At 74.6% G+C, this 26956-nt stretch carries 26 protein-coding genes; 10 read left to right on the top strand and 16 right to left on the bottom strand.

Features of this window, described 5'->3' with window-relative positions:
• Positions 1-159: 159 nt before the first annotated feature.
• Positions 160-831, bottom strand: coding sequence for a TetR/AcrR family transcriptional regulator (locus HUT16_RS31970; RefSeq protein ID WP_176191504.1), 672 nt, complete (start codon positions 829-831; stop codon positions 160-162).
• A gap of 107 nt (positions 832-938) precedes the next feature.
• On the opposite strand from HUT16_RS31970, the gene HUT16_RS31975 reads away from it, so the two are divergent.
• Positions 939-1607 (top strand): hypothetical protein, encoded by a 669-nt coding sequence (locus HUT16_RS31975; protein WP_176191505.1) that lies wholly within the window; start codon positions 939-941, stop codon positions 1605-1607.
• 64 nt (positions 1608-1671) lie between these two features.
• Here HUT16_RS31975 and HUT16_RS31980 read toward each other — a convergent pair whose 3' ends face one another.
• Complete coding sequence (locus HUT16_RS31980) at positions 1672-3483, bottom strand: glycoside hydrolase family 18 chitinase (protein ID WP_254898400.1); 1812 nt, start codon at positions 3481-3483, stop codon at positions 1672-1674.
• Positions 3484-3980: 497 nt separating this feature from the next.
• Here HUT16_RS31980 and HUT16_RS31985 point away from each other — a divergent pair, with 497 nt between their 5' ends.
• The gene (locus HUT16_RS31985; protein ID WP_254898080.1) at positions 3981-5078 is read left to right on the top strand and encodes a glycoside hydrolase family 19 protein; all 1098 of its coding nucleotides are present in this window, start codon (positions 3981-3983) and stop codon (positions 5076-5078) included.
• A gap of 134 nt (positions 5079-5212) precedes the next feature.
• Here HUT16_RS31985 and HUT16_RS31990 read toward each other — a convergent pair whose 3' ends face one another.
• Together HUT16_RS31990 and HUT16_RS31995 are read right to left on the bottom strand one after the other, a co-directional pair.
• Positions 5213-6148 carry a sugar kinase gene (locus tag HUT16_RS31990; protein WP_176191507.1) on the bottom strand — a complete coding sequence of 312 codons (936 nt, stop codon included), beginning with the start codon at positions 6146-6148 and terminating at the stop codon, positions 5213-5215.
• Positions 6145-6792: a bifunctional 4-hydroxy-2-oxoglutarate aldolase/2-dehydro-3-deoxy-phosphogluconate aldolase gene (locus HUT16_RS31995; RefSeq protein ID WP_176191508.1), complete on the bottom strand. Its 648-nt coding sequence runs from the start codon at positions 6790-6792 to the stop codon at positions 6145-6147. The genes HUT16_RS31990 and HUT16_RS31995 overlap by 4 nt, the downstream gene beginning before the upstream one ends.
• 111 nt (positions 6793-6903) lie before the next feature.
• Here HUT16_RS31995 and HUT16_RS32000 point away from each other — a divergent pair, with 111 nt between their 5' ends.
• The 3 genes from HUT16_RS32000 to HUT16_RS32010 are packed head-to-tail and all read left to right on the top strand — an operon-like array spanning position 6904 to position 9740.
• Entirely contained in the window at positions 6904-8061 is a 1158-nt protein-coding gene (locus tag HUT16_RS32000; protein ID WP_176191509.1) for a mandelate racemase/muconate lactonizing enzyme family protein, read from the top strand.
• A 3-nt stretch (positions 8062-8064) separates the two neighbouring features.
• Positions 8065-9021 carry a dihydrodipicolinate synthase family protein gene (locus HUT16_RS32005; RefSeq protein ID WP_176191510.1) on the top strand — a complete coding sequence of 319 codons (957 nt, stop codon included), beginning with the start codon at positions 8065-8067 and terminating at the stop codon, positions 9019-9021.
• Positions 9018-9740: an SDR family NAD(P)-dependent oxidoreductase gene (locus HUT16_RS32010; RefSeq protein WP_176191511.1), complete on the top strand. Its 723-nt coding sequence runs from the start codon at positions 9018-9020 to the stop codon at positions 9738-9740. Before HUT16_RS32005 ends, HUT16_RS32010 begins: the two co-directional genes overlap by 4 nt.
• Positions 9741-10117: 377 nt before the next feature.
• Here HUT16_RS32010 and HUT16_RS32015 read toward each other — a convergent pair whose 3' ends face one another.
• The 10 genes from HUT16_RS32015 to HUT16_RS32060 form a co-directional block, all read right to left on the bottom strand.
• Positions 10118-10999, bottom strand: coding sequence for an SMP-30/gluconolactonase/LRE family protein (locus HUT16_RS32015; protein ID WP_176191512.1), 882 nt, complete (start codon positions 10997-10999; stop codon positions 10118-10120).
• A complete protein-coding gene (locus tag HUT16_RS32020) occupies positions 10996-11823 on the bottom strand; it encodes an IclR family transcriptional regulator (RefSeq protein ID WP_176191513.1) in 828 nt (275 codons plus the stop codon). Before HUT16_RS32020 ends, HUT16_RS32015 begins: the two co-directional genes overlap by 4 nt.
• A gap of 210 nt (positions 11824-12033) precedes the next feature.
• On the bottom strand, positions 12034-13344 hold the full coding sequence (locus HUT16_RS32025; protein ID WP_176191514.1) for an ABC transporter substrate-binding protein: 1311 nt from the start codon (positions 13342-13344) through the stop codon (positions 12034-12036).
• 68 nt (positions 13345-13412) lie between these two features.
• Positions 13413-14342 carry a carbohydrate ABC transporter permease gene (locus HUT16_RS32030; protein ID WP_176191515.1) on the bottom strand — a complete coding sequence of 310 codons (930 nt, stop codon included), beginning with the start codon at positions 14340-14342 and terminating at the stop codon, positions 13413-13415.
• The gene (locus HUT16_RS32035) at positions 14342-15280 is read right to left on the bottom strand and encodes a carbohydrate ABC transporter permease (protein WP_176191516.1); all 939 of its coding nucleotides are present in this window, start codon (positions 15278-15280) and stop codon (positions 14342-14344) included. Before HUT16_RS32035 ends, HUT16_RS32030 begins: the two co-directional genes overlap by 1 nt.
• A 154-nt stretch (positions 15281-15434) precedes the next feature.
• A complete protein-coding gene (locus tag HUT16_RS32040; RefSeq protein ID WP_176191517.1) occupies positions 15435-16961 on the bottom strand; it encodes a family 16 glycosylhydrolase in 1527 nt (508 codons plus the stop codon).
• A 227-nt stretch (positions 16962-17188) separates the two neighbouring features.
• On the bottom strand, positions 17189-17341 hold the full coding sequence (locus HUT16_RS32045; protein WP_176191518.1) for a helix-turn-helix transcriptional regulator: 153 nt from the start codon (positions 17339-17341) through the stop codon (positions 17189-17191).
• A complete protein-coding gene (locus HUT16_RS32050; protein ID WP_176191519.1) occupies positions 17314-18834 on the bottom strand; it encodes a hypothetical protein in 1521 nt (506 codons plus the stop codon). The genes HUT16_RS32045 and HUT16_RS32050 overlap by 28 nt, the downstream gene beginning before the upstream one ends.
• Positions 18835-18982: 148 nt before the next feature.
• On the bottom strand, positions 18983-20083 hold the full coding sequence (locus HUT16_RS39465; RefSeq protein ID WP_176191520.1) for an AAA family ATPase: 1101 nt from the start codon (positions 20081-20083) through the stop codon (positions 18983-18985).
• A gap of 59 nt (positions 20084-20142) precedes the next feature.
• Positions 20143-20583: an ATP-binding protein gene (locus tag HUT16_RS32060; RefSeq protein WP_254898081.1), complete on the bottom strand. Its 441-nt coding sequence runs from the start codon at positions 20581-20583 to the stop codon at positions 20143-20145.
• A 244-nt stretch (positions 20584-20827) separates the two neighbouring features.
• On the opposite strand from HUT16_RS32060, the gene HUT16_RS32065 reads away from it, so the two are divergent.
• Positions 20828-21535: a GNAT family N-acetyltransferase gene (locus HUT16_RS32065; RefSeq protein WP_176191521.1), complete on the top strand. Its 708-nt coding sequence runs from the start codon at positions 20828-20830 to the stop codon at positions 21533-21535.
• A gap of 142 nt (positions 21536-21677) precedes the next feature.
• Here the strand turns inward: HUT16_RS32065 and HUT16_RS32070 are convergent, their stop codons facing one another.
• Together HUT16_RS32070 and HUT16_RS32075 are read right to left on the bottom strand one after the other, a co-directional pair.
• A complete protein-coding gene (locus HUT16_RS32070; protein ID WP_176191522.1) occupies positions 21678-21869 on the bottom strand; it encodes a DUF5999 family protein in 192 nt (63 codons plus the stop codon).
• Between the two features lie 311 nt (positions 21870-22180).
• Positions 22181-22873, bottom strand: a complete 693-nt coding sequence (locus tag HUT16_RS32075; protein ID WP_176191523.1) for a hypothetical protein — start codon at positions 22871-22873, stop codon at positions 22181-22183.
• 371 nt (positions 22874-23244) lie between these two features.
• On the opposite strand from HUT16_RS32075, the gene HUT16_RS32080 reads away from it, so the two are divergent.
• The 4 genes from HUT16_RS32080 (at position 23245) to HUT16_RS32095 (ending at position 26784) form a co-directional block, all read left to right on the top strand.
• Complete coding sequence (locus HUT16_RS32080; protein WP_176191524.1) at positions 23245-24744, top strand: glutamate--cysteine ligase; 1500 nt, start codon at positions 23245-23247, stop codon at positions 24742-24744.
• A gap of 108 nt (positions 24745-24852) precedes the next feature.
• Positions 24853-25641 (top strand): CPBP family intramembrane glutamic endopeptidase, encoded by a 789-nt coding sequence (locus HUT16_RS32085; protein WP_176191525.1) that lies wholly within the window; start codon positions 24853-24855, stop codon positions 25639-25641.
• Positions 25642-25777: 136 nt separating this feature from the next.
• A complete protein-coding gene (locus HUT16_RS32090; protein WP_176191526.1) occupies positions 25778-26074 on the top strand; it encodes a hypothetical protein in 297 nt (98 codons plus the stop codon).
• Positions 26075-26322: 248 nt separating this feature from the next.
• The gene (locus HUT16_RS32095) at positions 26323-26784 is read left to right on the top strand and encodes a recombinase family protein (protein ID WP_176184178.1); all 462 of its coding nucleotides are present in this window, start codon (positions 26323-26325) and stop codon (positions 26782-26784) included.
• Positions 26785-26956: the final 172 nt, after the last annotated feature.

The following is a 26956-nucleotide window of genomic DNA, read 5'->3' on the forward strand; positions in this document are numbered from 1 at the left end:
AGCTCGGAGCAGACCACGACCGCGCCGCGCACCTCGCCCGCCGGGAGGTGGACGTACGCCTCCACCCCGCCGGGAGCGTCCAGTTCCTGTCACTGACCCGTCGTCGGATCCCCCGTGTGAAGTCGACCGGGAATCGGCCGCTGCGCATCGTGGTGCACGTCACCGGTCCGCCCCGCCGGGCTCCTCGCCGGTGCCCTCCCGTCGCCCGTGGAGGCTGGCGAAGCCCGCGCAGAGCAGCCGCACGCTCCGGGTGAACTTCTCGTCCTGCCCCAGCCGTTCCATCAGCGGGCCGGTCAGCAGGGGGAACTGCTCGCGGAGCCGGGCGTACTGCTCGGCGGTGACCGTCGGCGGGACGGCGGGCTGGTTCTGTTCCTGCAGGACGAAACCGGTGACGTGGCTGAGCAGGACGTCGGCGGCGATCGCGCAGTGGTCGGCGGGCAGTCCGGCGTCGAGGAAGGTGCGCAGCAGGCGCTCCATCAGGGAGAGGGCGCCGGTGCTGAGCATGCCGGGGCTCTCGGCGAAGAGCTGGGCGCCGCCGGGGTGCTGCTTGACGCTCAGGCGCAGAGCGCGGGCCTGGGCCTCGACGGAGTCCCGCCAGTCGGCGTCGGGCGGGAGCGCGGCGAGGGCCGCGGTGCCGGCGTCGTGGGCGTGGCGGCAGATCCGGTCGGCCATCAGGGCGAGCAGTTCGTCCTTGCCGCGCACGTGGTAGTAGAGGCTGCCGGCATGGGCGTCCAGGCGGTCGGCGACCTGGCGCATGGACAGGTTCTGGTAGCCGACCTCGGCGAAGACCGCCATGCCCGCGTCGACGATGCGCTCCTTGGTGAGCTTCATGGCGTTCACCGTACCGCGTTTTCCAACACCGTTCGAAAACTGTGCTAGCTTTGCGCCACCAGATTTTCGAACGGCGTTGGAAAACGTCGCGGGCGGGGAGGGGGCGGGTGGTGGGGGCGATCGTCTTCAACGTGACCACGGCCGCGCTGATGGTCATGATGCTCAACTGCGGGCTGGGCGTGGTCGGGCGGGACACCCTGCGCTCCCGGCCGGTGCCCTGGGCGGCGGCCGTCCTGACCGTCCTGGCGGTGGCCGGCGTCCTGCTCCAGCTGCTCTGGTCCGGCGCGATGGACGCGTTGGACGCCGATCCGGCCAGGTCCGGCTGGTGGCGCGAGTTCACCTCGGTGTTCATGCAGAACGGCGGCCTGTCCGGCGGCCTGTGGAACCTCGCCACGCTCGCCGCCGTCGCCGCGCTCGCCCACTGGTACTGGGGCGGCCCGCTCACCCTCGGCTTCTTCCTGGCCGGCGTCGTGCTGCCCGGCCGGATCGACACCCTGCTCGGCCTCGGCGACGGCCCCAGCACCGACCCGCGCAACTTCGCGGGCAGCTCCGGCGCCACCTACTTCCTCGGCGCCACCCTCGCCCTCGCCCTGCTGACCCGCACCCGGCTGCCGAAGGAGATCGCCCTCGCGGCGGGCGTCCCGGTCCTCGGCCTCGCGATGTGGATCGCCCAGGAGAACGGCCACGGCCTGGTCTCCGTCTACGGCTTCGCCCTGGGCGGGGCGGCCTGGGCGGTCCGCCGCCGGGTCCGTCCGCGGGTCGGCCGGACGGCCTGAGCCGCGGACGCGGTGGAGCCGTGGGACGGGGAGGCGGTCCCCGTCCCACGGCTCCGGTCCGGTGCTACCGCAGTCCGGCGTCGACCGCGCCGGCGAGTTCGCCGTTCGCCGTGTCGCCGCTGAACTCCCAGTAGAAGGCGCCCCGCAGGCCCTGCTGCTTCACCCAGGCCATCTTGCCCGCGATGGTCGCCGGGGTGTCGTAGCTCCACCAGTTGCTGCCGCAGTGGGCGTAGGCGGTGCCGGCCACGGTCCCGGTCGCCGGGCAGCTGTTCTTCAGGACCTTGTAGTCCTCGATGCCCTGCTCGTAGGTGCCCGCGGCCGGTCCGGTGGCGCTGCCGCCGGGGGCGTCCTGGGTGACGCCGGTCCAGCCGCGGCCGTAGAAGCCGACGCCGAGGTTGAGCTTGGAGCCCGGGATCCCCTTGCCCTTGAGCTTGGTGATGGCGGCCTCGGAGTTGAACCCGGCGATCGGGATGCCCGGGTACGAGGTGAGCGGGGAGTGCGGGGCGGTCGGCCCCTTGGCGTCCCAGGCGCCGAAGAAGTCGTACGTCATGACGTTGTAGAAGTCGACGTACTGCGCGGCGCCCGCGTAGTCGGCCTGGTCGAGCTTGCCGCCGTTGCTGCCGTCGGCGGAGATCGCGGCGGTGATCAGGTTGCCGGTGCCGAACCGGTTGCGCAGCGCCTGCATCAGGTTGCGGTAGGAGGCCGCGCCGCTGGTGTCGCAGGACAGGCCGCAGGCGTTGGGGTACTCCCAGTCGATGTCGATGCCGTCGAAGACGTCGGCCCAGCGCGGGTCCTCGACCAGCTTGTAGCAGGAGTCGGCGAACGCGGCCGGGTTGGCGGCGGCCTGGCCGAAGCCGCCGGACCAGGTCCAGCCGCCGAAGGACCACAGCACCTTGATGTTCGGGTACTGCTTCTTCAGCTTGCGCAGCTGGTTGAAGCTGCCGCGCAGGGCGCCGGTGTCCCAGGTGTCGGCGACGCCGTCCACGCTGTCGGCCGCGGTGTAGGCCCGGTCGTAGTCGGCGTACGAGTCGCCGATCGCGCACTGGCCGTTGGTGACGTTGCCGAAGGCGTAGTTGATGTGGGTGATCTTCGCGGCGGTGCCGGAGGTGACCAGGTTCTTCACCTGGTAGTTGCGCCCGTAGGTGCCCCAGTCGGTGAAGTACCCGAGCTTGACCGTGCTGCCGCCCGGGTCGACCACGACGCCGCCGGTGGTGGCGACGTTGAGCGCGCCGGAGGCGGGGCCGGTCTGGTCGGCGGTGTCGCGGGCGATCACCGTGTAGCTGTAGGAGGTGGCCTTGGTGAGGCCGGAGTCGGCGTAGGAGGTGCCGGTGACGGTGGCGACCTTGGTGCCGCCGCGGTAGACGTCGTAGTTCTTGACGCCCTTGTCGTCGCTCGCGGCGGCCCAGCTCAGGGTCAGCGAGGTGTCGCCCACGTTGCTCGCGGTGGGGGTGCCGGGCGCGGACGGCGGGGCGTCGGCCGGGTCGGTCGGGCCGGTGCTGCCGTCGCAGCTGCCGCCGTTGAGCCGGCAGCCGCTCGGGGCGCCCGAGCCGGTGCCGTTGAAGCCGAAGCTGATGCTGGCACCGGGGTTGAGGGTGCCGTTCCAGCTCTTGTTCTTCGCCGTCCAGTGGGTGCCCGAGGAGGTGACGTCGGCGTCCCAGAACGAGCCCACCGAGGTGCCGGCCGGGTAGTCCCACTCGACGGTCCAACTGGTCAGCGGCACGGTGCCGGTGTTCGACACCGTCCACTTGCCCTCGAAGCCGGTGCCCCAGTCGGAGCCCTTGGTGTAGGTCGCCGTGGCGGTGCCGGCCGCCTGGGCGGGGGCCGCGACGGCGACCAGGCCGGCCGCGGGCAGGACGAGGGCGGCGGCGACGGCCACCAGCCGGGTGAAGCGCCGGGCGGGCCCGGCGGAGTGTGGGGGTTTTGTGCGCAAGGGGTGCTCCTCCGTTGATCCATGGCGTCCGAGGGGGGACGCCGAATGGGGACGGAACTGCGCCGCCTGTGAGTGTCCGGTCGGGGCGGCCGCTCACCACAGTTGCCATCCGGAGGTTAGAAAGGTCTGGACCACATCGTCAATAGGTTCAGACCATTGTTTGACGGACGATCAACTCGGGCCTTCGGAAAAGGCCGTTGAACGTGCGGTTCCGCTTCCGGAATCCGCGCCGTCCGTGCTAGTGGGGGTGGGTGGGTCGTACAGGGAGCGGCCGATCCGGCAATGCCGGAGCCGGACCGGGAATAACAGTAAAGATTCCTGTCATTCCCCGCGCCTTCGGCACGTTCTTGTTTCTGACCTATTGACAGGTCTGGACCATTTGGAGTTGAGTGCGCCGCGGGTTCCCTGCCCAGCCCCGTCCTTCCCCCCACGAGGAGTGGCACGTGAACAAGCAAAAGATCGCCGCGCTGCTGACCGGCGCGCTGGCCGCGACCGGTCTGGCCGTGATGGTGCCCAGCACCTCGAACGCGGCGGCCGCCTGTACCACCCCGTACTCCGCGTCGCAGGTCTACACCGGCGGCATGTCCGCCTCGTACAACGGGCACAACTGGAACGCGAAGTGGTGGACCCAGGGCGAGGCGCCGAGCACCGGCGGCTCCGGCGTCTGGGCCGACCAGGGCGCCTGCGGCGGCGGTGGCGGCACCACCACGACCCCCACCACCTGCAACCACCCGACCTGGGTGGCCGGCACCCAGTACGCCACCGGTTCGATCGTCAAGTACGCGCCCAACGGGCAGTACTACATCGCCACCCACGACAACCCGGGCTACGACCCGACCATCTCCACCTGGTTCTGGAGCCCGTACACCTGCACCGGCGGTGGCACCACCAGCCCGAGCCCGTCCAGCACCGTCAACCCGGGCGGCTTCGTGGTCTCCGAGGCCCAGTTCAACCAGATGTTCCCGAACCGGAACCCCTTCTACACGTACTCCGGCCTGGTCGCGGCGCTGAACGCCTACCCGGCGTTCGCGGGCACCGGTTCGGACACCGTGAAGAAGCAGGAGGCGGCGGCGTTCCTCGCCAACATCAACCACGAGACCGGCGGCCTGGTCTACGTGGTCGAGCAGAACACCGCGAACTACCCGCACTACTGCGACACCAGCCAGCCCTACGGCTGCCCGGCCGGGCAGGCCGCGTACTACGGCCGCGGGCCGATCCAGCTCAGCTGGAACTTCAACTACAAGGCGGCCGGCGACGCGCTCGGCATCGACCTGCTGAACAACCCGAACCTGGTGCAGACCGACGCCGCCGTCGCCTGGAAGACCGGCATCTGGTACTGGATGACCCAGAACGGCCCGGGCACCATGACCGCGCACAACGCCATGGTCAACGGCGCCGGCTTCGGCGAGACCATCCGCTCCATCAACGGCTCCATCGAGTGCAACGGCGGCAACCCCGCCCAGGTACAGAGCCGGATCAACGCCTACACCAGCTTCACCTCGATCCTCGGCGTGCCCACCGGCAACAACCTCAGCTGCTGACCCACCGCCAGCGCGCCCCCGCCGGGGGCGCCACCTGACCGCGCCCCACCCGCCCTTCCCCAAGCGGCGGGTGGGGCGCGCCGCGTTGCCCGCCCCCGCCCCGCCGCCCGCCTGCGGTCGCCCGGGCCGCCGGGTCAGCGCAGGGCGGTGCCGTTCCCGCGGGCGAGCAGGTCGAGGTCCGCGCGGGTCGGCAGGGACTCCCAGTCGCCGCGGCCGCCGACGCAGAAGGCGCCGGCGGTGACGCCGCGGGCGAGGCGGNCGTCGGTCGGCAGGCCGTCGAGCGCGGCGGAGAGGTAGCCGGCGACGAAGGCGTCACCGGCGCCGATGCTGTCGGTCACCGTGGTGGGCACGGCCGCCCGGTGCCGGCTGCGGCCGGGCGTGTGGGCGCTGGCGCCGGCCGCCCCGGCGGTGACCACGACTTCGGCCGCGCCGCCGGCCAGCAGCTCCGCGACCGGGTCCGCCGCGTCGGTGAGCAGGTCGAGCTCGTCCTCGGAGGCGAAGACGGTGTCGACCAGCGGGAGCAGCTCCCGCAGCGCGGCCGCCGCGTCGGCCCTGCTCCAGAGCCGGGCGCGGTAGTTGACGTCCAGGCTGACCCGGGCGCCGGTGGCGCGGGCCGTGCGGGCGGCGGCCAGGACGGCCGCCCCGGCGGTGTCGGACAGCGCGGGGGTGATGCCGGTGAGGTGCACGAGGCCGGGCGCGCAGGCGGTGACGGCCGCTTCGGCCTCCGCGGCGGTGAGCGCGGCTCCGGCCGAGCCGCGGCGGTGGTAGCTGACCCGGGTGATGTCGTGGGCGGCCCGGTCGAAGGCGATGAAGCCGGTGGCGGCGTCGGGCGCGGTGCGGGCGTACCGGAGGCCGACGCCTTCGGCGCGCAGCGTCCGCAGGACGAGTTCGCCCGGCTGGTCGGCGCCGACCGCGCCCAGCCAGTGGGCCTCGTGGCCCAGCCGGGCGAGGCCGATGGCGACGTTGCTCTCCGAACCGGCGATGGAGAGCTCGGCCGGGCCGCCGAGCCGCAGCGGCGCCGCGGTGCGCAGGGCGGCCATGGTCTCGCCGATGGTCAGGACGCCGCTCATCGGACCGCCTCCCCGGCGGCGCCCGCGTGCCCGACGGCGCGGAGCAGTCCGGCCGCCCGTCCGGCGAGCGCGTCGAGCGGGCCGCCCCGCCCGGCGTCGCCGAGCAGGGGCGAGCCGACCCCGACGGCCCGTGCTCCGGCGTCGAGGTAGCGGGGCGCGGCCTGCGCGTCGATGCCGCCGACGGCGATCAGCGGCGCGTCGGGCAGGGGGGTGAGCAGGTCGCGGAGGTAGCCGGGGCCGTGGGCCGAGGCGGGGAAGATCTTCACGGCGGCGGCCCCGAGGGCGAGCGCGGCGGCGACCTCGGTGGGGGTGAGGGCGCCGCAGAGCAGCGGGAGGCCGAGGCCGACGGTGCGGTGGGCGCCGGGGGTGACGCCGGGGGTGACGGTGAACGAGGCGCCCGCGTCGGCGGCGAGTTCGGCGTGCGCGACGGTGAGCACGGTGCCCGCGCCGATCAGCACGTGCGGCGGGGCCTCCGCGCGGACGGCGGCGATCGCGTGCAGCGCGCCGGGTGTGGTCAGCGAGATTTCCACCGCGGTGATGCCAGCCTCGACGAGGGTGCGGACGCACTCGACGGCAAGGGGGCCGCTGTCCGCGCGGACGATGGCCAGGATCTTGCGGCGGGTGAGTTCGGCGAGCAGGTCCATGGGTTCCTCGGATGGTCAGGGGGTTCCTCGCACCCCGGCTTCGGTGGATGCTACTTTCACAATCCGCGATAGCCAAGTCATAATATGGATCACACAATCACTGGAGCCGCTATGCGCCTTACCGAGGTGAAGACCTTCATCCTCAAACAGCCCGTCGACCGGCCCTACGCGGCGGAGGACGGCGAACGACCCGCCGAAACCGGCTACTTCACCCGCCCGCCCTGGCGCAGCCTCTACTCCGCCCGGATGGAGACCCTGCTGATCCGCCTCACCACCGACGACGGCCACCAGGGCTGGGGCGAGGCGCTCGCCCCGGTCGCGCCCGAGGTGGCCGGGGCGATCGTGGACCGGATGCTCGGCCCCTGGCTGACCGGCCGCGACCCGCGCGCGGTCCGCCCGCTGTGGGACGCCATGCGCGACCTGATGCGCGAGCGCGGCCACCTGACCGGCCACCAGGCCGACGCGATGGCCGGTCTCGACATCGCCCTGTGGGACCTGCTCGGCCGGGTCACCGGCCTGCCGGTGGCCCAACTCCTCGGCGGCGGGTACCGCACCGAGATCCCCGGGTACGTCTCCGGGCTGGCCGAGCCCACCGACGAGCGCCGCGCCGCGCTGGCGGCCCGGCTGGCCGCCGAGGGCGCCACCACGATCAAGCTCGCCGCCGGGCAGGGCGTCGAGGCGGACCTCGCCACCTACGACGCGGTCGCCGCCGCGGCCCCCGGCGTCCGGATCGCCCTGGACGCCCACTGGGTCTACTCGTTGGCCGACGCGCTCCGGCTGGGCCGCGAACTCGACCGCCGCGGCGCGCTGTTCTTCGAGGCCCCGATCGCCCCCGAGGACGTCGAGGGCCACCGCGAGCTGGCCGGACGGATCGCCACCCCCGTCGCCGTCGGCGAATGCCTGCGCAACCGCTACGAGTTCCGCGACTGGATCACCCGCCGGGCGTTGCGCGTCGCCCAGCCGGACGTGGCCCGCACCGGCCTCACCGAGGCCACCGCGGTCGCCGCGCTCGCCGACGCCCACCACGTCCCGGTCGCCTACCACCACTCGGTCGGCCTCGGGATCGCCCTGGCCGCCGGACTGCACGCCTCCGCCGCCACCGCCGACTGCCCGTTCTTCGAGTACCAGCCGACCCCGCTGCCCTACGCCCAGCGCATCCTGCGCACCCCGATCACCGCCGGTCCGTCCGGCTTCACCCTGCCCGACGGCCCCGGCCTGGGCATCGAGATCGACACCGAGACCGTCGAACGCCTCGCCGAGGAGAGCTGACCCGTGCCCCCCACCCACACCCCCACCGGGCTGGTGCCCATCCTCGCCACGCCCTTCGACGACCGCGGCGCGCTCGACCTGCTCTCGCTGCGCACCCTGGTCGAGTTCCAGCTGGCGGCCGGCGCGGACGGGCTGGCCGTCTTCGGCATGGCCAGCGAGGGCTTCGCCCTCACCGCCGAGGAGCGCCGGGTGATCCTGCGCGAGGTCCGCACCGTGGCCGGACCGCAGGTCCCGCTGGTCGCGGGCGTCAACGGCACCGGCACGGTGGTCGCCGTCGAGCAGGCCCGGCTCGCCGCGGACGGCGGCGCCGACCAGCTGATGGTCCTGCCGCCGTTCCTCGCGAAGCCGAACCGCCAGCAGGTCATCGACTTCTACGGCGAGCTCGCCGGTGCCACCGCCGCCACCGTGATGGTGCAGGACGCGCCCGGGGTCACCGGCGTCGCCGTCGACGCCGCCGCGATCGGCGTGCTGGCCGGCGTCCCCGGCATCACCTCGGTCAAGGTGGAGGCCCCGCCCACCCCGGTGAAGATGGCCGCGGTGGCCGCCGCCGCCGGCCCGGGGTTCGCCGTCCTCGGCGGCCTCAACGCGGCCGCGCTGTGCGAGGAGTACGACAACGGCAGCGTGGGCACCATGCCCGCCTGCGAGTTCACCGACCTGCTGCGGCCCGTCCTCGACGACCTGGCCGCCGGACGGCGGGCCGCCGCCCGGGCCGGCTTCACCCGGCTGCTGCCGCTGATCCACCTCGGCATGCGCCCCGGGCAGGCGTGGGCGGTGCACAAGGAGGTGCTCCGCCGCCGCGGGGTGATCGCCTCCGCCGCGGTCCGGCTGCCCGCGCAGGAGCTGGACCCGCTGACCGCCCGGGCGCTGGACGAGGTCCTGGCCGACCTGGAGCTGGTGCCCGCGTCCGGCCGGGTGCCGGCCGGGCGGCGCGCGGCCGAGGAGCGGGAGAGCGTCGGATGAGCCGCGCCGTGCTGCTGATCGGCAGCTCCTCCCCGATCGGACGGGCGATCGCCGAGGCGTTCGTCCGGGGCGGCGACCGGGTGGTCGGGGTCAGCGTCGAGCCCGACCCGAACCCCGCGCTCGCCGACACCCTGGTCCTGGACGCGGGCACCCCCGAGGGCGCGGAGCGGGCGGTGGCCCGCACCGTCGACCTGCTCGGCGGCCTGGACGTGCTGGTCCTGGCGGCGGCCGTGATGGCGCCGGGACGGGCCCACGAGATCGACCCCGAGCAGTGGCGCGCCGCCCTGGACAACACCCTGGACACCGCCTTCTTCCCGGCCGCCGCCGCCCTGCGGGTGCTGCCCGCCGGCGGGGCGGTCGTCGCGGTCGGCTCGGTCAACGCGACCCTGGCCGCCCCCTGGCTGCCCGGGTACGCGGCGGCCAAGGCGGGCGTCGAGGGACTGGTGCGCCAACTGGCCCTGGACTACGGGCCGCGGGGCATCCGGGTCAGCGCGGTGGCACCCGGCATGATCGGCAACGAACAGCTGCCGCACGTCGCCGACGGCTACCCGCTGGGCCGGGTGGGCCGCCCGGAGGAGGTCGCCGAGGCGGTGCTCTTCCTGGCCGGGGCCGCCTTCGTCACGGGCGTCGTGCTCCCCGTCGACGGCGGCCTGTCCATCGCCTCCCCCGCCGCCTTCCTCCGCCCCGACCTGCGGGCCCGCCTCTACGACGGAGCCTGACCGCCACCCGGTGCCCCGCCCGCTCGCCCGCCACGAGCGGCCGGGGCACCGGCACGCCCACCGAACCGACCTCACGGCCCGCCCATCCCGCCCCCGGCCGCGAAGACCGCCCGGCGCGCGGCGGGGCCGGTTTACCTTTCCCCGTGCCTCCGACGCTCCGCGCAGCGGCGCCTTTCCGCCTCAGCCCCCGATGGGCGGTGGGGCTGGCTCCCGGCCGCCGGGCACCCCGTGAGACCTTTCCCTCCCCAGCTCCGATGCCCCGCGCAGCGGCACGCCCGGGCGTCAGCCCTCGGTCGCGAAGGCCGCCCGGTGCGCGGCGGGGCCGGGCTCGCTTTCCCTCGTGCCTCCAGCGCTCCGCGCAGCGGCGCCTCCTCGCCTCAGCCCCCGGCGGGGAGTAGTGCCCGGTGGGCGGCGGGGCCGGTGACGCCGACGTTCAGGGTGTATGTCCAGCCGGAGGCGTCCTCGCCTTCGACGGTCGCCGTGGTGATCACCAGGTGCGGGCCGACGAAGGCGCAGGCGGTGGGGCGGGAGCAGGGCATCGCCACCCGGCGCAGTTCGGTGCCGTCCGGGGCGAGCCGGACCACCAGGGCGGCGTCCCACAGCGCCACCCACAGGCAGCCCTCCTCGTCGACGGCCAGGCCGTCGGGGAGCCCCTGCGGGACGGGCAGCGGGGGGCCGTCGGGCCGGGGCGGGCCGGGCCGGTCGGTGCGCAGGCGGTGGATGAGGCGGCGGCCGGTGTCGACCACGTACGCCCGGGTGCCGTCGGGGCTCCAGCCGATGCCGTTGGCCGCGAGCATGCCGTCGAGCAGGACGGCGGGCGTGCCGTCCGGGCCGAGCAGGTGCAGGCGGGCGACCGGTTCCAGCGGGCGGCGGTGGCCGATGGAGCCGACCCAGAGGCGGCCCCGCGGGTCGACGGCGCCGTCGTTGAGCCGCGCCGGGCCGGGTTCGGCCTCCGGCCGGGCGACCACGGGGGCGGCGCCGGGCGGGGTGCCGGGCCGCCAGCGGACGACCGCGCCGCCGAGCGCCACCAGCCAGTCGTCGCCGTCCGCGACCCGCACGGCGCAGCCGGTCTCGCCGGGGAACTCGGCCAGCAGCACGGGCGCGCTCAGCACCTCGTCCGCGTCGGGGCGGGCGTCGGCCCGCCACAGGCGGCCGGCCACCAGGTCGACCCAGCTGAGGGTCGAGGTCGCGGCGTCCAGCCGGGGCGACTCGCCGAGGCGGGTGCGGGGCAGCCCGGTGCGGCGCAGCGGCGGGGTCACCCCGCGGACTCGGCGACGGCGGCCGCCGGCCGGGGCTGCGGTGCGCGGGTGACGGAGAAGCCGAGGCCGACGGAGAGCTCGTCGGCGGCCTCGATGACCGTCAGCGCCCACTCCTGGCGCCGGTTGGGCAGGTCGAGTTCGGACAGCGGGCCGCTGAGCGACAGGGCGGCGACCACGTTGCCGCCGCGGCCGCGGATCGGGGCGGCGACGCAGGCCCGGCCGAAGGCCAGCTCCTCGACCTCGGTGGCGCAGCCGCGGCTGCGGACCTCGGCGAGCGCGTCCTCCATCGCACCGAGGTCGGTGAGGGTGTGCGGGGTGTAGGCGTCGGCCCGGCCCTCGGCGTAGTAGCCGCGGACGTAGGCCGGGTCGAGTTCGGCGAGGACGGCCTTGCCCATGCCGGTGGCGTGCAGGGGAGCGGTGCGGCCGGCCATGGTGAAGTTCTTGGGGGCCCGCGCGCCCTCGAAGTTGCACAGGTAGAACAGCTGGTCGTCGCGGAACTCGGCGAGGTTGACGCCGAGCCCGGTGCTCTGGGCGAGGTTCTGGGCGATCTGCCGGGCGGTGCGGAACAGCGGGGAGCTGTTGAGGGCGACCGAGCCGAGCGTGACCGCCGTCGGGCCGAGCCGGTAGAGCCCGGTGCGGGCGTCCTGGACGACGAAGCCGAGGCGGTCGAGCGAGGCGACCATCCGGGAGACGGTCGACTGGCCCAGTCCGGTCCGGGCGCAGAGTTCGGAGATGCGCAGTTCGCTGTCCTCGTCGGAGAAGCAGAGCAGCAGTGACATGGCGCGTTCGACGGCCTGGGTACCGGCCCCGGATTCGGTGGTCATGACCCTCCTTGGTCGGGCGCGGCACTCTCGGCTGCGCCATCGGCTATCCACGAGTTGCAACACGCTTGCATATCATGAGTGCCGCCCGGGTGCCACCGCGGAGCCCGGCCAGCGGCGGCCGCCCCGCCGCCCGGGGCGGGCGGCGGGGCGGTGCGGGTGCGGGCGGTGGTGCCGGGCGGTGTGGTGCCCGAGGGCGGCGGCGGGGCAGGCTCAGGGGTTCTGGGCGAGCACGTCCTGGACCTTCTTCCGCAGCTCGTTCAGCCCGGCCTGCACCCCGCTCTGCCCGGCGAGGATCGCGGCGACGCCGTCGCCTATCGCGGTGTCGATCTGCGCGTAGGCCGAGAGCCGGTCCCAGGCCGCGGCCCGGGAGTGGTCGGCGATCTCGGTCCGGAACAGGGTCTGGAAGGTGTCCTGGGCCAGGCCGGGGACCTGGGCGGCGACGGTGGCGTCGGCGGGCGCCAGCGCCGACTGCTGGTAGAGCGCGGTGGCCGCACCCAGGTCACCGGCGACGTAGGCGATGAAGTCCTTGCTGGTCCGCTCGCCCTTGCCCGAGCTGCAGAACAGGCCGCTGCCCCAGAACCGGTTGAAGGACGGCGCGCCCTTGACCTGCGGCCGCTGCAACGGGCGGACGGCCGAGGCCAGTTCGGCGCTGCCGCCGTTGGTGGTGACGAACTTCCGGGCCAGCGGGGCGTCGTCGTACAGCACGGCCTGGCCGCGGGCGAACAGGATGCGCGCGTCGCCGCGGGCCACCCCGGACTTGATCAGCCCGGCGTCCTGCAACTGCTTGTACCAGGTGACGGCGGCCACCGACTCGGCGTCACCGATGGTCACCTTGCGGTCGTCGGTGACCACCGGGCTGCCCCAGCCCCACATCCAGTGGACGGCGTCCTTGAGGTCCGGGTTCTTCGTGACGGCGGCGTACGGGATGAGCTTGGCGTCCTGCTTCTTGATCCGTTCCAGGGCGGCGGAGAAGTCCTCCACGCTCAGCCCGGCCCGCAGGCCGACCTGGTCGGCGATCCGGCCGTCGCCGACCAGGCCGATGCCGGAGGCGTTGACCGGCAGGTAGTGGAGCTTGCCGTCGATCCGCAGCGAGTCGATGATCCGGCTGGGCAGGCTCATCCCGGCGGCCAGGTCGGAGACGTCCGCGAGGATGCCGGTGGGCACCAGGACCTGCCAGGGCCCGGCCTGGCCGACCCCGGCGAAGTCGCCGGATCTCGCCGCCAGCGCCAGCTGGGTGGACGCCTGGTCGTACGGGTAGATCACCGGCTTGACGCTCTTGCCGCTCTTCTTCTGCCAGCCGTCCACGGCGGCCTGCCAGGCCGCCTTCTGCGACTCCTCACCGAGGACGTTGTTGTAGAAGTTGATGGTGCCGATGTCGGTGGCACCGCCGGCCGAGGAGGTGCCGGGGGCGGGCGTCGAACAGCCGGCCAGGCCGGCGGCGCCGAGGACGCCGAGCGCGCCGAAGCCGGCGAGCAGGCCGCGGCGGGACAGCGGCCGGTGGGTGTCGGGGGTGAGGGACATCGCTGCTCCTGGGGAACGGGGGAGTGAGGGAGGGGTGGGGCGGGAGGAGGGTGCGGGCGGGCGGGTGGTCAGCCCTTGACGGCCCCGGCGGCGAGGCCGGAGACGAAGTGGCGCTGCAGCGCGACGAAGACGACGGCCAGCGGCAGCGAGGTCACCACCGAGGACGCCATCAGAGCCGGCCAGTCGGCGGCGCCCTCGTGGATGAAGGCCGTGGTGAGGCCGACCGGCAGGGTCTGCCGGTCGGGCCCGGCCAGGGTGAGGGCGAACAGCAGGTCGCTCCAGGCCCGCATGAAGGCGAACATGCCCGCGGTGACCAGGCCCGGGGTGATCAGCGGGAAGACGATCCGGAACAGGATCGCGGTGTTCGACAGCCCGTCGACCCGGCCCGCCTCGATCAGCTCGCCGGGCAGCCCGTCGATGATGCCCTTGAGCAGGAACGCGGACAGCGGCAGCGTGAAGGTGGTGAACGCCAGCACCACCGCGGTGTAGGTGTGCAGCAGCCCGACCGCGCTGAACATCAGGTACAGCGTGACCAGCAGCAGGGCGCCGGGCAGGAGTTGGCCCAGCAGGAACATCACCATGATGGCGTTGCGCCCGCGGTAGCGGAACTTGGAGAGCGAGTAGGCCATCAGCCCGGAGACCAGGACGGAGACCGCGGCGGTGGCGGTGGAGACCACCGCGGAGTTGCCGAGCGCGCGCAGCAGCGCCGGGTCGTCGAAGAACGCGCGGAAGTTCTCCAGCGTCGGGTGGACGGGGAACAGCGGGCGGTCGGCGGCGAACACGTCGGTGCGGTGCATGAACGCGGTGGCGAACAGCCAGTAGACCGGCAGCAGCCCGAACAGGGCGAGCGCGGTGAGGCCGATCCGGCCCCACGGGCCCAGGGCGGGCGCGGTGATGCCCTCGCCGACGTGGCGGGAGGCGCGTCGGGAGGCGCGGCGGGACACGTGGCGGGACGCGCGGGTGGACGCGTCGGTGGAACGGGAGGTGGGCAGGGCCATCAGCGGGATTCCAGTTTCTTGTCCAGCAGGAAGTAGCCCGCGCACACCACGGACAGCGAGACCAGCCACAGCACGCCCATGGCGGCGGCCCGGCCGAGCGAGAACTCGGTGAAGGCGTAGCGGTAGAGGCTGACGGCGAGGGTCATCGTCGAGGTGCCGGGGCCGCCGCCGGTCATCACGAAGATCATGTCGAAGGACCCGAAGTTGTAGATGAACTCCAGCATCGCGACCAGGGCGACGGGGCCGGCCAGGTGCGGCAGCGAGACGTGCCGGAAGCGCTGCCCGCGGGTGGCGCCGTCCAGCGCCGCCGCCTCCAACTGCTCGCGCGGCAGCGACTGCAGGGCGGCGAGGGCGACGACCATCACCCAGGGGAAGGAGTTCCAGGTCTTGGCGATCACCACGGCGAGCATCGCGGTGGCGGGGCGGCCGAGGAAGTCGACCTCGGGCAGGCCCAGGCCGGACAGCAGGTGGTTGAGCACCCCGTAGCTGTCGTTGAAGATCCAGGCCCACAGGAAGGAGACCACCACGCCGGGCAGCAGCCACGGCAGCATCAGCGCGCCGCGCAGCAGGCCGCGCCCGCGCAGCCGGGCGTTGAGCAGCACGGCGAGGGCGAGTCCGACGGCGAGCGGGAGGACCGTCGCCAGCCCGGAGAAGACCAGGGTGGTGCCGAGCCGGTCCACGAAGTCGGGCCAGACGGCGGTGTAGTTGTCCAGCCCGACGAACCTGCGCTCGGGGCGGATCAGCGACTGGTCGTAGAAGCTCGTCGCGACGCCGGCCAGCAGGGGGTAGACGGCCACCACCAGGAACAGCGTCAGGGCGGGCGCGGCCAGCATGAATCCGAAGGTGCGGTCCCGGGCGCCCGCCGACCGGGGCCGCGCGGCGGCGCGCGGGGTGCGGTCCACGGCCCGGACGGGCGGGGGGTCGGTGGTTATCGTCATGTTCACTCCTCATACTGTGACGACACGTCACCGTATCCCAGAAGTCATATCCAGTAAATGGATTGCAGATCTACTATATGGATCTGTTGCGGAGGGGCTGCGGGATGGGGGCGGCGGCAGGTCGGGGAGGCCGCCGCCCCGTCCGGGCGGCGGGTCAGCCGAGCGCGGTGACCTTCAGGCCGGAGACGGTGAACGCCTGCTGGTAGCCCTTGAGGCCGACGCGGCCGGTGCCGAACGCGAAGTCGTCCGCGGTGAGCTTCTGCACGCCGTCGACCGAGCCGGTCAGGGTGTTGTCCTTCACGGTCAGCTTCAACCGGTACGCCGTGCCGGGGCTGACGGCGGCCGGGGCGGTGGCGAGCACGGTGGAGACGCCGTCAGCCTTGCGCACCAGCGCCACCTGCTGCTTGGCGGGCAGCAGCTGCAGGTAGTAGTAGTTCTGGTCGTCCTTGGCGCGGGCCATCAGCCCGGCGCCCTGGCCGGTGCCGTCGAGCGTGACGTCGGCCTCCACCGCGACGTTGGTCCAGTCCGGCGCGAAGGGCAGGGTGTTGGGCAGCGGCGGGTCGGCGACGGGCTGCCCGAGCAGGGCGATCGCGTCACCCTGCGCCGAGGGGTGGCGCAGGCCCCGGCCGGTGCCGACCGGGACGGTGGACCAGGTCGAGCCGGGCTTCTTCCACCACCGGGCCGCCCCGTCGGCGAAGTCCTCCGTGACGGTGGTGAACGCGTCCGGCAGCGGCGTCGGGTCGTTCACCGGCGGGACCTGCCCGTCGGGCGCGTAGTAGGCGACCCGGTCCACCTGGTACTTCCCGAAGCTGGTGCCCACCGGGACGTCCGCGCCGATGTAGGCGGGCGTGGTCAGCACCGCCGAGATCCAGATCGACATCGGCGAGTTGTAGGCCGCGGCCGGGTAGCTCGCGGTGCCCGGCATCGGGTCCTGGACCGGGTTGGGCACGGTGCCGATCGGCTTGCCGTCCAGCACGTACGTCAGCGCGGTGGGCGTGTAGTAGAGGCCGTAGCGGTGCTGCTCGTTCCACAGCGGCGTGCCGTCGGCCTTCTTCCAGGGGAAGCGCGGCTTGAACTCGGAGTTCTTGATGTCGTTCCCGGAGGTGTTGTTGTTCCAGGTGATGACGCCGCCGTCGAGCTTCGTGCCGGCCGGGACGGTGCCGTGCGGCGCCACCGACTGCACCTCGAACACGTCGAGTTCGGTGAACGGCCGGTCGTACACCGGGCGGCCCTCGGCGCCGTCCCACATCTGGGTCCAGAATGCCGGATGCCAGCCGGGGGTGAGCTGCGGGAGGGTCGCGGTGATCTCGTAGTAGCCGTAGCCGAAGCGCTGCTTGGAGGAGATGCCGCCGCCGCGGAAGCCGTCCTTCCCGGCGGACGGGCCGACCCGCTTCATGTCGATGCTCAGCTTGCCGCCGCCCACCGAGACGTTGGAGTCGTTCGACCAGGAGGTCTGCCGGACGTTCCACTTCGCGGGGTCGAGCGAGGTGCCGTCGAAGTCGTCGGCGAACACCTGCTTCAGGCACGGCAGCGGGTAGGTCACGCCGGTCGGGTTGACGCAGGGCGCGGCGTCCGCGGCGCTCGCCGCTCCGCCGGCGCTGAGCAGGCCGAGGGCGGCGGCGAGGCAGAGGGAACCGGCGAGGGAGCGGCGACGCAGGCTTCTGATCTGGCCAGCAGTCATGGGGGACCGCCTTTCGTGCTTGTGGGTGGTGGCTCATATGGTGGTCATCTAATCCACTTTCCGCAATAGCCATGCAACATCTGATCAGAGCATCCATGGGGAGGCGGGGGTGGACGGCAGCCGGCCGAAAGGACGATCCAAAGCCCCCCGGGCGCCGGGCACCACCCCGCACCTGCGGACGGCGGCAAAGATCGGGGTACCGGGTAAGGGGGTGCGCGGGGGCGGGATCAGCCGCGCAGGGCGGCCGCGAGCTGGGTGCGGGCCGCGATGCCGAGCTTGCGGTAGATCCGCGACAGGTGGACCTCGACCGTCTTCGGCGTGATGAACAGCTGCTGCGCGACGACCCGGTTGGTCACCCCCGCCGCCGCCAGCTCGGCCACCCGCAGCTCGCTCGGGGTGAGCGCCCCCGGCCCGGACAGCGCCGCCCGCCGCGGACGCCCGCCCGCCGCCCGCAGCGCGGCGCGCACCCGCTCCGCCAGCGGGTGCGCGCCGCACTGGTCGGCCGTGTCCAGCGCGGCCCGCAGCACCGAACGGGCCTCGGCGGTGAGCCCGGCCGCGTGCAGCGCCGTCCCCAGGTCCGCCTGCGCCGCCGCCCGGTCCAGCCGGGCCGTCGAACCCTCCAGCACGGCGACCGACTCCCGCAGCAGCTCCAACGCGCCCGACCGGTTCGGAGCCAGGGCGGCCGCCAGCCGCAGCGCCCGGCCGACCGGAGCGGCCGCCCCCCAGCGCCGGGCCAGCTCCAGTTCCTCCTCCGCCAGCTCCCGCGCCCGCTCCGTGCGGCCCTCGGCGTGCAGCGCCACCGCCGCCGGAGCCCGCCACTGCACCACGGCCGGATTGAGCACGCCCAGCTCCCGGGCGGACCGGCCGACCTCCAACGCCTCCCGCGCCACCAGCGCCGGAGCGTCGCCGCGGCCAGCCGCAGCCGGGCCCGCGGCCCGCCCAGCAGGTGCGGCGGCCCCGCGGCCGCCAGCACCCGCCCGGCTTCGTCGAGCTCCCCGCGCAGGATCAGCGTGTCACCGAGCGCGGCCCGCACCACCGGGCCCAGCACCGTGGTCCGCAGGCCCGCCCGTTCGTAGATCCGGGCCGCGTCCCACCCTGCACGGGCATCGGTCTCGGCCTCCGCCAACTGCCCGGCGAGCAGCCAGCCGCGGGCCCGCACGGTGCTCACCGAGGCCAGGATGCGCAGCGAGCCGCGCCGCCGGGCGTCGGCCATCAGGGCGTCCAGCCGGGGCATCGCGTCCGGGTCCTCCGCTAGCAGCAGCACCGCCAGGGCCAGCGCCAGCGCGGTCACCGTGTGCTCCGAGGTCTCCAGCAGCCCGCCGGACAGCGCCCGCCGGGCCCGCTCCGCCGCGTCCGGCCGACCCGTCATGGCGTCCTGGTAGGCGATCGCGCAGTCCAGCATCCGGGCGCCGGGCCCCGGGTGCTCGGCCAGCCCGCGCAGCCGGGGCATCCGCTCCGGCAGCTCCCCGCGCCCCGAACGGGAGGCGAAGGCGGTGAACAGCATGGTGGCGGCCAGCCGGCGCCGGAGGTCCTCCGCCGGGACGCCGCCCTCCTCCCGCTCCAGCTCCGCCACCGCGCGCTCCAGATCGGCCATGGCCTGCTCGGTCGGCTGCACGTACGTCGCGGCCTCGCCGAGCAGCGCGGCGATCCTGGCCCGTTCCACCGGCCCGGTCGCCAGCCGCAGCGCGGCGCGCAGGTGGCCGGCCGCCGCGGCGATGTCCTGGGTGATGGTCGCCTCCGCCAGCGCCAGCAGCAGCGGCACCCGGTCCGGCTCGGGCGGCGGCTCCTCCAGCGCGCGGTGCAGGAACACGGCCGCCTCGGCGGGCGCGCCCACCGAGGCGGACCGCTCGGCCGCCCGGCGCAGCAGCTCCACCGCGTGCGGGTCGGCGGCGGGGCGGCGTGCAGCAGGTGCGCCGCGATCCGGGCCGGGTCGCCGGTGCGGTCCTCCACCAGCCGGGCCGCCCCCCGGTGCAGCCGGGCCCGGTCGGCGGCGGGGACGGCGGCGTACACGGCGGCCCGGATCAGCGGGTGGACGTACCGCACCCGGCGCGGGCCGTGCCCGTCCGGGTCCACCGCGTCGCGGACGGTGCCGGGGCGGCCGATCTCGTCCAGGCAGTGCAGCGCGGTGCCGGGCTCGACGCGGCCAGTGCGGCCGCGTCGGCCAGCGGGGCGTCGTCGCCGAGGACGGCGAGGGCCGCGGCCAGCCGGCGCGCCCGCGGCCCGAGGCGGTCCAGCCGGAGCTCGACCAGCCGGGCCACCGCGTGGGGCCCGAGGTCCACCACGTACCCGGCGTGGGCCGCGTCGGCCGGCAGGCCCTGTTCGCGGACGGCGCGGGCCAGCTCGCGCAGCAGCAGGGGGTTGCCCGCGGTGGCGTGGTAGCAGGCCCGGACGAACGCGGGGTCGATGCCGTCCCGGGACAGCGCCCGGGACAGGAACTCCGTGGTGGCGGCCGGTCCGAGCGGGCGCGGGCGCAGCACGGCGAGGGCGGGGTCGGTGGCGACCTGGTTGAGCAGCGACCGGCTGTCGCCGCCCTCGTCGCTGCGCACGGCGGCGACCAGCGCGACGCGCAGCTCGGCCAGCCGCGGCAGCAGGAACGCCAGCCAGCGCAGCGAGGCCGGGTCGCACCAGTGCAGGTCGTCGACGGCGAGCAGCAGCGGCCGCTCCTCGGCCGCGTTCGCGACGAGCCACAACAGGCCGTTCAGCGCGGCGAAGTCACCGATCGCCGGTGGCGCCGGCGCGCCCTGGGAGCCCCCGTCCGGAGCGGACCCGAGGACCGCGGCGGCGGCCACCGCGGGCCCGGCCAGCAGGGCCGAGCGCTGCTCGGGAGCCGCCCCGGCGAGCAGGGGTTCGAGGAGCTGGCGCACCACGCCGAAGGCGAAGCTGGTCTCCAGTTCGGTGGCCCGCGCGGTGAGCACCCGCAGCCCGGTCGCCCGGCCGCGGGCCCGGGCGTACGCCAGCAGCGCGCTCTTGCCGATGCCCGCCACGCCCTCCAGCAGGACGGCCGTCCCCTCGCCCCGCACCGGCGCGGCGACCAGCGCGTCGAGGGCGGCCGCCTCGCGGCCGCGTTCCAGCAGGACCGCGTCCTCCGCGGCGGCCGGGGGCGGACCGGGTTCGGCGCTCACACGCCCATCTTGGCCGTTCCGTCCGGCCCGGGCACGCCCGGGCCGTTCGACGGCCGAGGTCAGTCCGCCGCGAGGCACGCCCAGCGGACGACCGCCGTGCCCCGGTGCGGGCGGGCCCCGTGCTCCAGGGCGACCGCGGCCACCAGCAGCAGGCCCCGGCCGTGCTCGTCGGGCGGCAGCGCCCCGGCGGCGCCACCGGCCGCCGGTCCGCCGTCGCTGACCTCCACCCACAGCCGCCGGTCGGCCCGGTCGTGCCGCAGCCGGAGGCCGACCGGCGGGAGCGCGTGGCACACCGCGTTCGTCACCAGTTCGGACACCACCAGCACGACGGCCTCGGCGGCGGCCTGCTCCACCCCCCAGGCGGCCAGCGACGCCCGGGCCTGCTGCCGCACCGGCCCCAGGGCGTCGGGCCGGTGCGCGATCGCCCACTGCCGCCTTGCCCGCCCCGGTGCGGGAGCGGCGGCGGGCGGTACGACGGTCGAGGTGTCGGATCCGGGCACGGCGATCACATCCAGAAGGTGCGGGTACGTCCTCTCCCTTCCGTTGTCCCACCCGGGAGCGGCCGCGGCGTCAGGGGGTGCCCCCCAACAATTCCCCGGGCCGGTCGCGGCCCTGCGCCGACCCTGTGCCGGGCGCGTGCCGGGCGTGTGCCGGGCGTGTGCCGGGAACCCCGGTGACGGACCCGCCCCGTCGGATGTAAGCTTCAGATGCCATTAGAGACCATTACACCCCTGGAGCGTGCCCGTGTCCGACGACGCCACCGTCCCCGAACTCGTCCGGGCCTGGACCAGCGGCTGGGTGGTCTCCCGCGGCGCCGCCGACCCCGTCCCCGCGCCCTGGGGCTGGAGCATCGACGTCGGCCAGACCCGCCAGGTGTGGCGCCACGTGCTGCCCGAGCCCGCCGAGGAGCAGGTCCGCAGCCTCGCCGGGAGCACCACCGCCCCCTGGACGTGGCTCAAGGTGTTCGCCGAGGACGAGGAGGTCCTGCCCTGGATCGGCCGCGGCTGGCACCAGGACACCCCCGGGTACCTGATGACGCTCGCGCTGCGCCCCGAGCGGGCGGCCGCCCCGGCCGGCTACCGGATCACCACCTGGAGCCGGGGCGGCGCGATCCGGGCCCTGGTCCGCACCGCCGACGGCGCCTTCGCCGCCCGCGGCCAGATCGGCCTCGCCCCCGCCACCCCGCTCGGCGGCCGGGTCGACGCCCCGCTGCTCGCCGTCGCCGACCAGATCGAGACCGCCCCCGAGCACCGCCGCCGCGGCCTCGGCACCGTCCTGATGCGCACCCTGCAGAACGAGGCGCACGCGGCCGGCGCGCGCACCGCCGTGCTGGTCGGCACCACCGAGGGCCGCGCCCTCTACACCGGCCTCGGCTGGACGCTGCGCTCCCCGATGGTCAGCCTCTGGTACGACCCGGCGGCCCCCGCCGCCCGCCCGTCCGGCGGCTCCTGACGGCGGCTCCTGACGGCGGCTCCCGACCGCTGCGCCCGCCCTCCGGGCCCGGACATGCCGGTGCCCGCCGGGAGGGGCACTCCGGGCGGGCACCGGCCGGGGAAGCGGAAGCGGAAGCGGGCGGGACGGCGGGGCGGGAGGCTCAGGCCGCGATCAGCAGGCTCCGGCGGGGAGCGATCACCCGGCCGTCGGGCAGCAGCTCACCGGTGTCGTCGAACATCAGCACCCCGTTGCACAGCAGGCTCCAGCCCTGCTCGGGGTGGCGCGCGACCGGCACGGCCGCCTCGCGGTCAGCCGAATCGGCGGACGGACACTCGGTTCGGTGCTGGCACATCCTTGTACCTCGCTTCGCTGAAAATTTGCACCGGATCAGGTGTGAAACGGCGTCAGCCGGGTAGGACGATTGGTCCTCCACCCGACCGTCACCAGTGTCCGACTCCGCGGGCGCTCGCGCAGCCATTTGGTGACATGCGCCACAGAAGAGCGCGCGAGATCACCCGACCGGGCGGGAGACGAACGGATCCGCGCACGAACGGGCCATGTCGGCCTGATCCGATCGGATCAGGCCGACATGGCCCGTCGGGGTGGTGCGGAGCCTCCCGGCCGGTGCGTCGGCCGGTGCGTCGGCCGGGCCTGCGCGCCGGGTCAGCCGATCAGTGCGGTCGCCCGGGCGGCGGGGGAGCGCTCCAGCCGGGCCAGCAGCTCGGCGGCGGGCAGCGCCTGGTGCGCCGCCACCCCGAGCGGGGCGGGGGCCAGCGGGATCAGCAGATCCTCCCCGGGGCGGCCGCCGTGCAGCCACAGCGCCGAGGCGTAGTGCTCGGGCAGCGGCAGCAGCCGCGGCTCGTAGCGCACCGGCGCGCCGTGGGTGAGCTGCCAGGCCTGGCGCAGCGCCCGCACGGTGGAGTCCAGGAACGGGCCGGCGCTCAGGTGCGAGAACACCGGGCCGTCCGGGCCGTCGACCACCTCGGCGGCGGCCACCACCCCGTCCAGCCCGTCCTCGGTGAACTCGCCGACGGTCAGCGGCGGGTGCTCCGCCCCACCGGTGTCGGCGCCCGCACAGCCGCCGTGCCCGCAGGGCGCGGGCGCGGCCCGCTCGGGGGAGGTGTCGCGCAGCAGGAAGCGCCAGCCGGTGCACTCGGCCCCGGCCAGCCGGGAGGCGGGCCCGCTCGGGGCGGGACCGCCGAGGGCGTGGACGGGCAGCGCGAGCAGCGGTCGGGCGCGGCCGGCGCTATGGCGCAGGACGGCGGCCGAGGACGGCGGGAGCTCCGTCTCGGGGGCGAGGGCGCGGAGCGCGGCGCGCATCGCGCCGGCCGGGGGCTGGGGCAGGTGCAGGGTCATGGCTGGTCGCCTCTCCGTGCGTGATCGGCGTGCCGTTGCGGCATACCGGCATGGCGCCGACATGAGGTGAGGTGTCTGGCCGTGTCCGGTTGTGCATGGGCGCCGAGTGGGGTGGGCGGGTCGTCGACGAGAGCCCTCGGCATCGTGGGTGTCTCGGACGGCCCTGACCGGGCCTGAGCGGCGTGCGAATTCCATTCGAACAGGTGCGCAGGGTGACCTTCATATCACGTTCAGTTGCGCCGCACAAGTCGAGCCGTGACTGACGCACCGTCAGAAACCCCGTCTCGCGCGGGTGTTCGCATCGCGGGATATCGATCTTCGACCTGGGCATGATGCTGGGGCACTGTCGACCGAGGGGAGGGAAGGCACCCGTGGGCGAGAAGGTCGTGGCGACCAGGGCGGAGCTGGCCGACCGGCAGCTGTACCGCCGCAAGCTCCAGTCCTGTCTGGACGTGCTGGAGCGGATGCTCGGGGAGGAGCGGTTCGACCGCCCGAAGGCGATGATGGGCCTGGAGATCGAGCTGAACCTGGCCGACGAGCAGGGCCTGCCGGTGCTCGGCAACGACCGGGTGCTGGACGCGATCTCCTCCGCGGACTTCCAGACCGAGCTGGGCCGGTTCAACATCGAGGTCAACGTCGCCCCCCGCCGCCTGGGCGGGCACGTCTTCGAGGACCTGCGCGAGGAGCTGGACACCGCCCTGCGCTACGCCGACCGGCGGGCCGCCGAGGCGGGCGCCCGGATCGTGATGGTCGGCATCCTGCCCACCCTCGACCTGGAGCACGCCGGGCTGGACGCGATGAGCCGCAACGACCGCTACAGCCTGCTCAGCGACCAGATCCTGGCCGCCCGCGGCGAGGACATCGCGCTCGACATCGACGGCGTGGAGCGCCTGGCCGTCGACTCGGTCTCGATGGTCGCCGAGGCCGCCGCCACCTCGCTGCAACTGCACCTCCAGGTCACCCCGGCCCGGTTCGCCTCGGTGTGGAACGCGGCCCAGGCGATCTGCGGCGTGCAGCTCGCGCTCGGCGCCAACTCCCCGTTCCTGTTCGGCCGCGAGCTGTGGCGCGAGACCCGTCCGGTGCTGTTCCAGCAGGCCTGCGACACCCGTTCGGCCGAGCTCAAGGCCCAGGGCGTGCGCCCCATCACCTGGTTCGGGGAGCGCTGGGTCGACTCCGCGCTCGACCTGTTCGCCGAGAACCTGCGCTACTTCCCGGCGCTGCTGCCGATCTGCGACGACGAGGACCCGGTCAAGGTGCTCTCCTCCGGCGGCGTCCCCCGGCTCGGCGAGATGCGGCTGCACAACGGCACCATCTACCGCTGGAACCGCCCCGTGTACGACGTCGCCGACGGCGTCGCCCACCTGCGGGTGGAGAACCGCTGCCTGCCCGCCGGCCCGACCGTGGTCGACACCCTGGCCAACGCCGCCTTCTACTACGGCCTGGTCCGGGCCCTGGCCGAGCAGCCCCGCCCGATCTGGAGCCGGCTCCCCTTCGAACTGGCCGAGCAGAACTTCCGCAGCGGCGCCCGGCACGGCATCGACGCCGTCCAGTGGTGGCCCCGCACCGGCCGCGGCGCCCGCGGCCAGGTCGAGCTCCCCGCCACCGACCTGGTGCTGAACGAACTGCTGCCGCTGGCCCAGCAGGGCCTGGACGAGTGGGGCATCGAGGCCCGCGACCGGGACCGCTACCTCGGCATCATCGAGCAGCGCTGCCTGCGCCGCACCAACGGCGCCGCCTGGCAGGCCGCCACCGTGCACCGGCTGCGCGAGCACCACGGCCTCGGCCCGAACGAGGCGATCGCCGCCATGACCCGCCGCTACGTCGAGTGCATGCGCACCGGGGAGCCGGTGCACACCTGGCCGGTCGACTGACGCCCGTCCCGGCCACGGCGCTTCACCGGCGGCTCATCCTCCTGTGAAAGGATGATCGGCCCGGGGCGGCAGCAGGCCCCGGGCCGATCGTCCGCCCCCGGGAGACCCGTGACCACCGCCTCGGCCGAGCCCGCCACCACCCCCCAGACCCCCTCGCGCCGGCTGCTCGCCGTCGAACTCCTCATCGTCCTCGGCCTCTCCCTCGGCGCCAGCGGCATCAGCTCGCTGATCAGCTTCGTCGGCTCGCTCACCGAGTCCGCCGACCTCGGCAGCCAGGTCGCCACCCTCAACGCCTCCCGCGCCCCCGGCCGGCCCTGGCTCGACCTCGCCTGGCAGCTCTACTACGTCGCCCGCGGCCTGATGCCGGTCGTCCTGGTCGGCTACCTGCTGGTCCGCGAGGGCAGCTCGCTGCGGGCGCTCGGCTTCGACCTGCGCCACAAGCTCTCCGACCTCGGCCGCGGCGCCGTGGTCGCCGCCTGCATCGGCGGCTCCGGCCTCGCCCTCTACCTGGTCGCCCAGGCCGCCGACTTCAACCTCGCCGTCGCCCCCTCCGGCCTGCCCGACGTCTGGTGGCGGATCCCGGTCCTGACCGCCTCCGCCTGGCAGAACGCCGTCCTGGAGGAGGTCGTGGTGGTCGGCTACCTGCTGCGCCGGCTGAACCAGCTGGGCTGGGGCTGGCCCGCGGCGGTCGCCGCCAGCGCGGTGCTGCGCGGCTCCTACCACCTCTACCAGGGCATCGGCGGCCTGGTCGGCAACATGGTGATGGGCGTGGTCTTCTGCCTGCTCTACCGCCGCTGGCAGCGGGTCGGCCCGCTGGTCGCCGCGCACGCCCTGATCGACACCACCGCCTTCGTCGGTTACGCCCTGCTGGCCGGCCACGTCAGCTGGCTGCCCTGACCCCGCCCGCCCCCGGGCCCGCGCCCGCCCCCGGGCGGCCGCCCGCCCCCGCGGACCTGACGGCCCGTCATCGCGCGGCGGTAGGCTGGCTCCCGACGACCGCGGTACCGGGGTACGCACGACAGGGGATCACGACATGGACGGACTGTCCGGCCCGGCCGACGAGCGGGTGCGCTGGATCGGGGACGCGCTGCACAAGCTCACCGGCACCGAGCCGACCCTGGACCGCTCCCGCGCCGGCTGCACCCGCCTCTCGGTGCGGGTCACCGAGCAGCCCGACCGCACCCAGACGCTCGCCGTGCTGCGCATCCTGCGGCTCGGCGACCGCTTCGGCCACACCGAGACCGCCCGCTGGGAGCGGATCTGGGTCGAGGTCTGCGACCAGCCCGCCCAGCCCGCCGCCCCGCAGGTCCCTCCGGCCGCGCAGCCCTGACGCCCCGACGCCCTGACGCCCGCCCGGGGCCTCAGCAGGCCCACGGGTTCGGCCAGGCCCGGGACGGCGGCCGCCGCAGCACGCTGCGCCGCACCAGGTACGGCGGGATGCAGTCGTCCACCCAGGCGAACGGGCGGCCCTGCGCGTGCCGCAGGATCGGCGCCCACTTGGCGGCCGAGCACCTCCAGCGTGCGGATGTGTGCCGCTGACTGGAGAGCGGAGCCGTGGCGCGAAAGCCTGCGGGGCCGGTGCGGGACGTCGACCTGCTGCTGCGGAAGTCGCAGATCGTCCGGGGTCCGGCGATCCGGGACGTCCTGTCGCTGAAGATCCTGGACGTGCCGGGCAAGCGGCTGACCACGCCGCCGCTGGGGCTCAAGGTCACGAAGAAGCGCAAGCTGAAGCACAGCAAGGCGTGGCCGCTGATCGAAGGCATTCACGCGGAAGCGGCGGAGGGGGAGTCCAATCGGAAGATCGCCCTCGGCCTGACGGCTGACGGCTACCGGTCCACCCGGGGCGGGCCCTTCCGCTCGAACACGGTGGGGAGATCCTGCGGAACCCGGTGCGGGTGTTCGCCAAGGGGGTGGAGGGCATCCCGCAGGAGGTCTACGACAAGCACCGGCGGATCGCGGCGGGCTTCGGACGGCGCAAGAACCTGCCGACCGTGGACGGGCAGCGCGGCCCCCACGATCGCCGGCCGGCGTCGGGGCTGATGCGGTGCGACGGCGGGGGCCGGGACCCGAAGACGGGCCACACGGCGACGATGCACGGGCAGTCCTACCGGTTGCGGTCTGGACCTGCTCCAAGCCGGTCAACGGCCTGCGCACGGCTGTAGAGCGGGTGTTGGCAGCAGCGCGGCGGAAGAAGCCGACCACTGCCGACCCG

The sequence above is a fragment of the Kitasatospora sp. NA04385 genome, assembly GCF_013364235.1.
Taxonomy (GTDB): domain Bacteria; phylum Actinomycetota; class Actinomycetes; order Streptomycetales; family Streptomycetaceae; genus Kitasatospora.

Bases quoted from the DNA above. Each gene is read 5' to 3' on its own strand.
- HUT16_RS31970 (WP_176191504.1), bottom strand. From the start codon at position 831: ATGAAGCTCACCAAGGAGCGCATCGTCGACGCGGGCATGGCGGTCTTC.
- HUT16_RS31995 (WP_176191508.1), bottom strand. From the start codon at position 6,792: ATGGACCTGCTCGCCGAACTCACCCGCCGCAAGATCCTGGCCATCGTC.
- HUT16_RS32000 (WP_176191509.1), top strand. From the start codon at position 6,904: ATGCGCCTTACCGAGGTGAAGACCTTCATCCTCAAACAGCCCGTCGAC.
- HUT16_RS32010 (WP_176191511.1), top strand. From the start codon at position 9,018: ATGAGCCGCGCCGTGCTGCTGATCGGCAGCTCCTCCCCGATCGGACGG.
- HUT16_RS32020 (WP_176191513.1), bottom strand. From the start codon at position 11,823: ATGACCACCGAATCCGGGGCCGGTACCCAGGCCGTCGAACGCGCCATG.
- HUT16_RS32025 (WP_176191514.1), bottom strand. From the start codon at position 13,344: ATGTCCCTCACCCCCGACACCCACCGGCCGCTGTCCCGCCGCGGCCTG.
- HUT16_RS32030 (WP_176191515.1), bottom strand. From the start codon at position 14,342: ATGGCCCTGCCCACCTCCCGTTCCACCGACGCGTCCACCCGCGCGTCC.
- HUT16_RS32035 (WP_176191516.1), bottom strand. From the start codon at position 15,280: ATGACGATAACCACCGACCCCCCGCCCGTCCGGGCCGTGGACCGCACC.
- HUT16_RS32040 (WP_176191517.1), bottom strand. From the start codon at position 16,961: ATGACTGCTGGCCAGATCAGAAGCCTGCGTCGCCGCTCCCTCGCCGGT.
- HUT16_RS32070 (WP_176191522.1), bottom strand. From the start codon at position 21,869: ATGTGCCAGCACCGAACCGAGTGTCCGTCCGCCGATTCGGCTGACCGC.
- HUT16_RS32075 (WP_176191523.1), bottom strand. From the start codon at position 22,873: ATGACCCTGCACCTGCCCCAGCCCCCGGCCGGCGCGATGCGCGCCGCG.
- HUT16_RS32090 (WP_176191526.1), top strand. From the start codon at position 25,778: ATGGACGGACTGTCCGGCCCGGCCGACGAGCGGGTGCGCTGGATCGGG.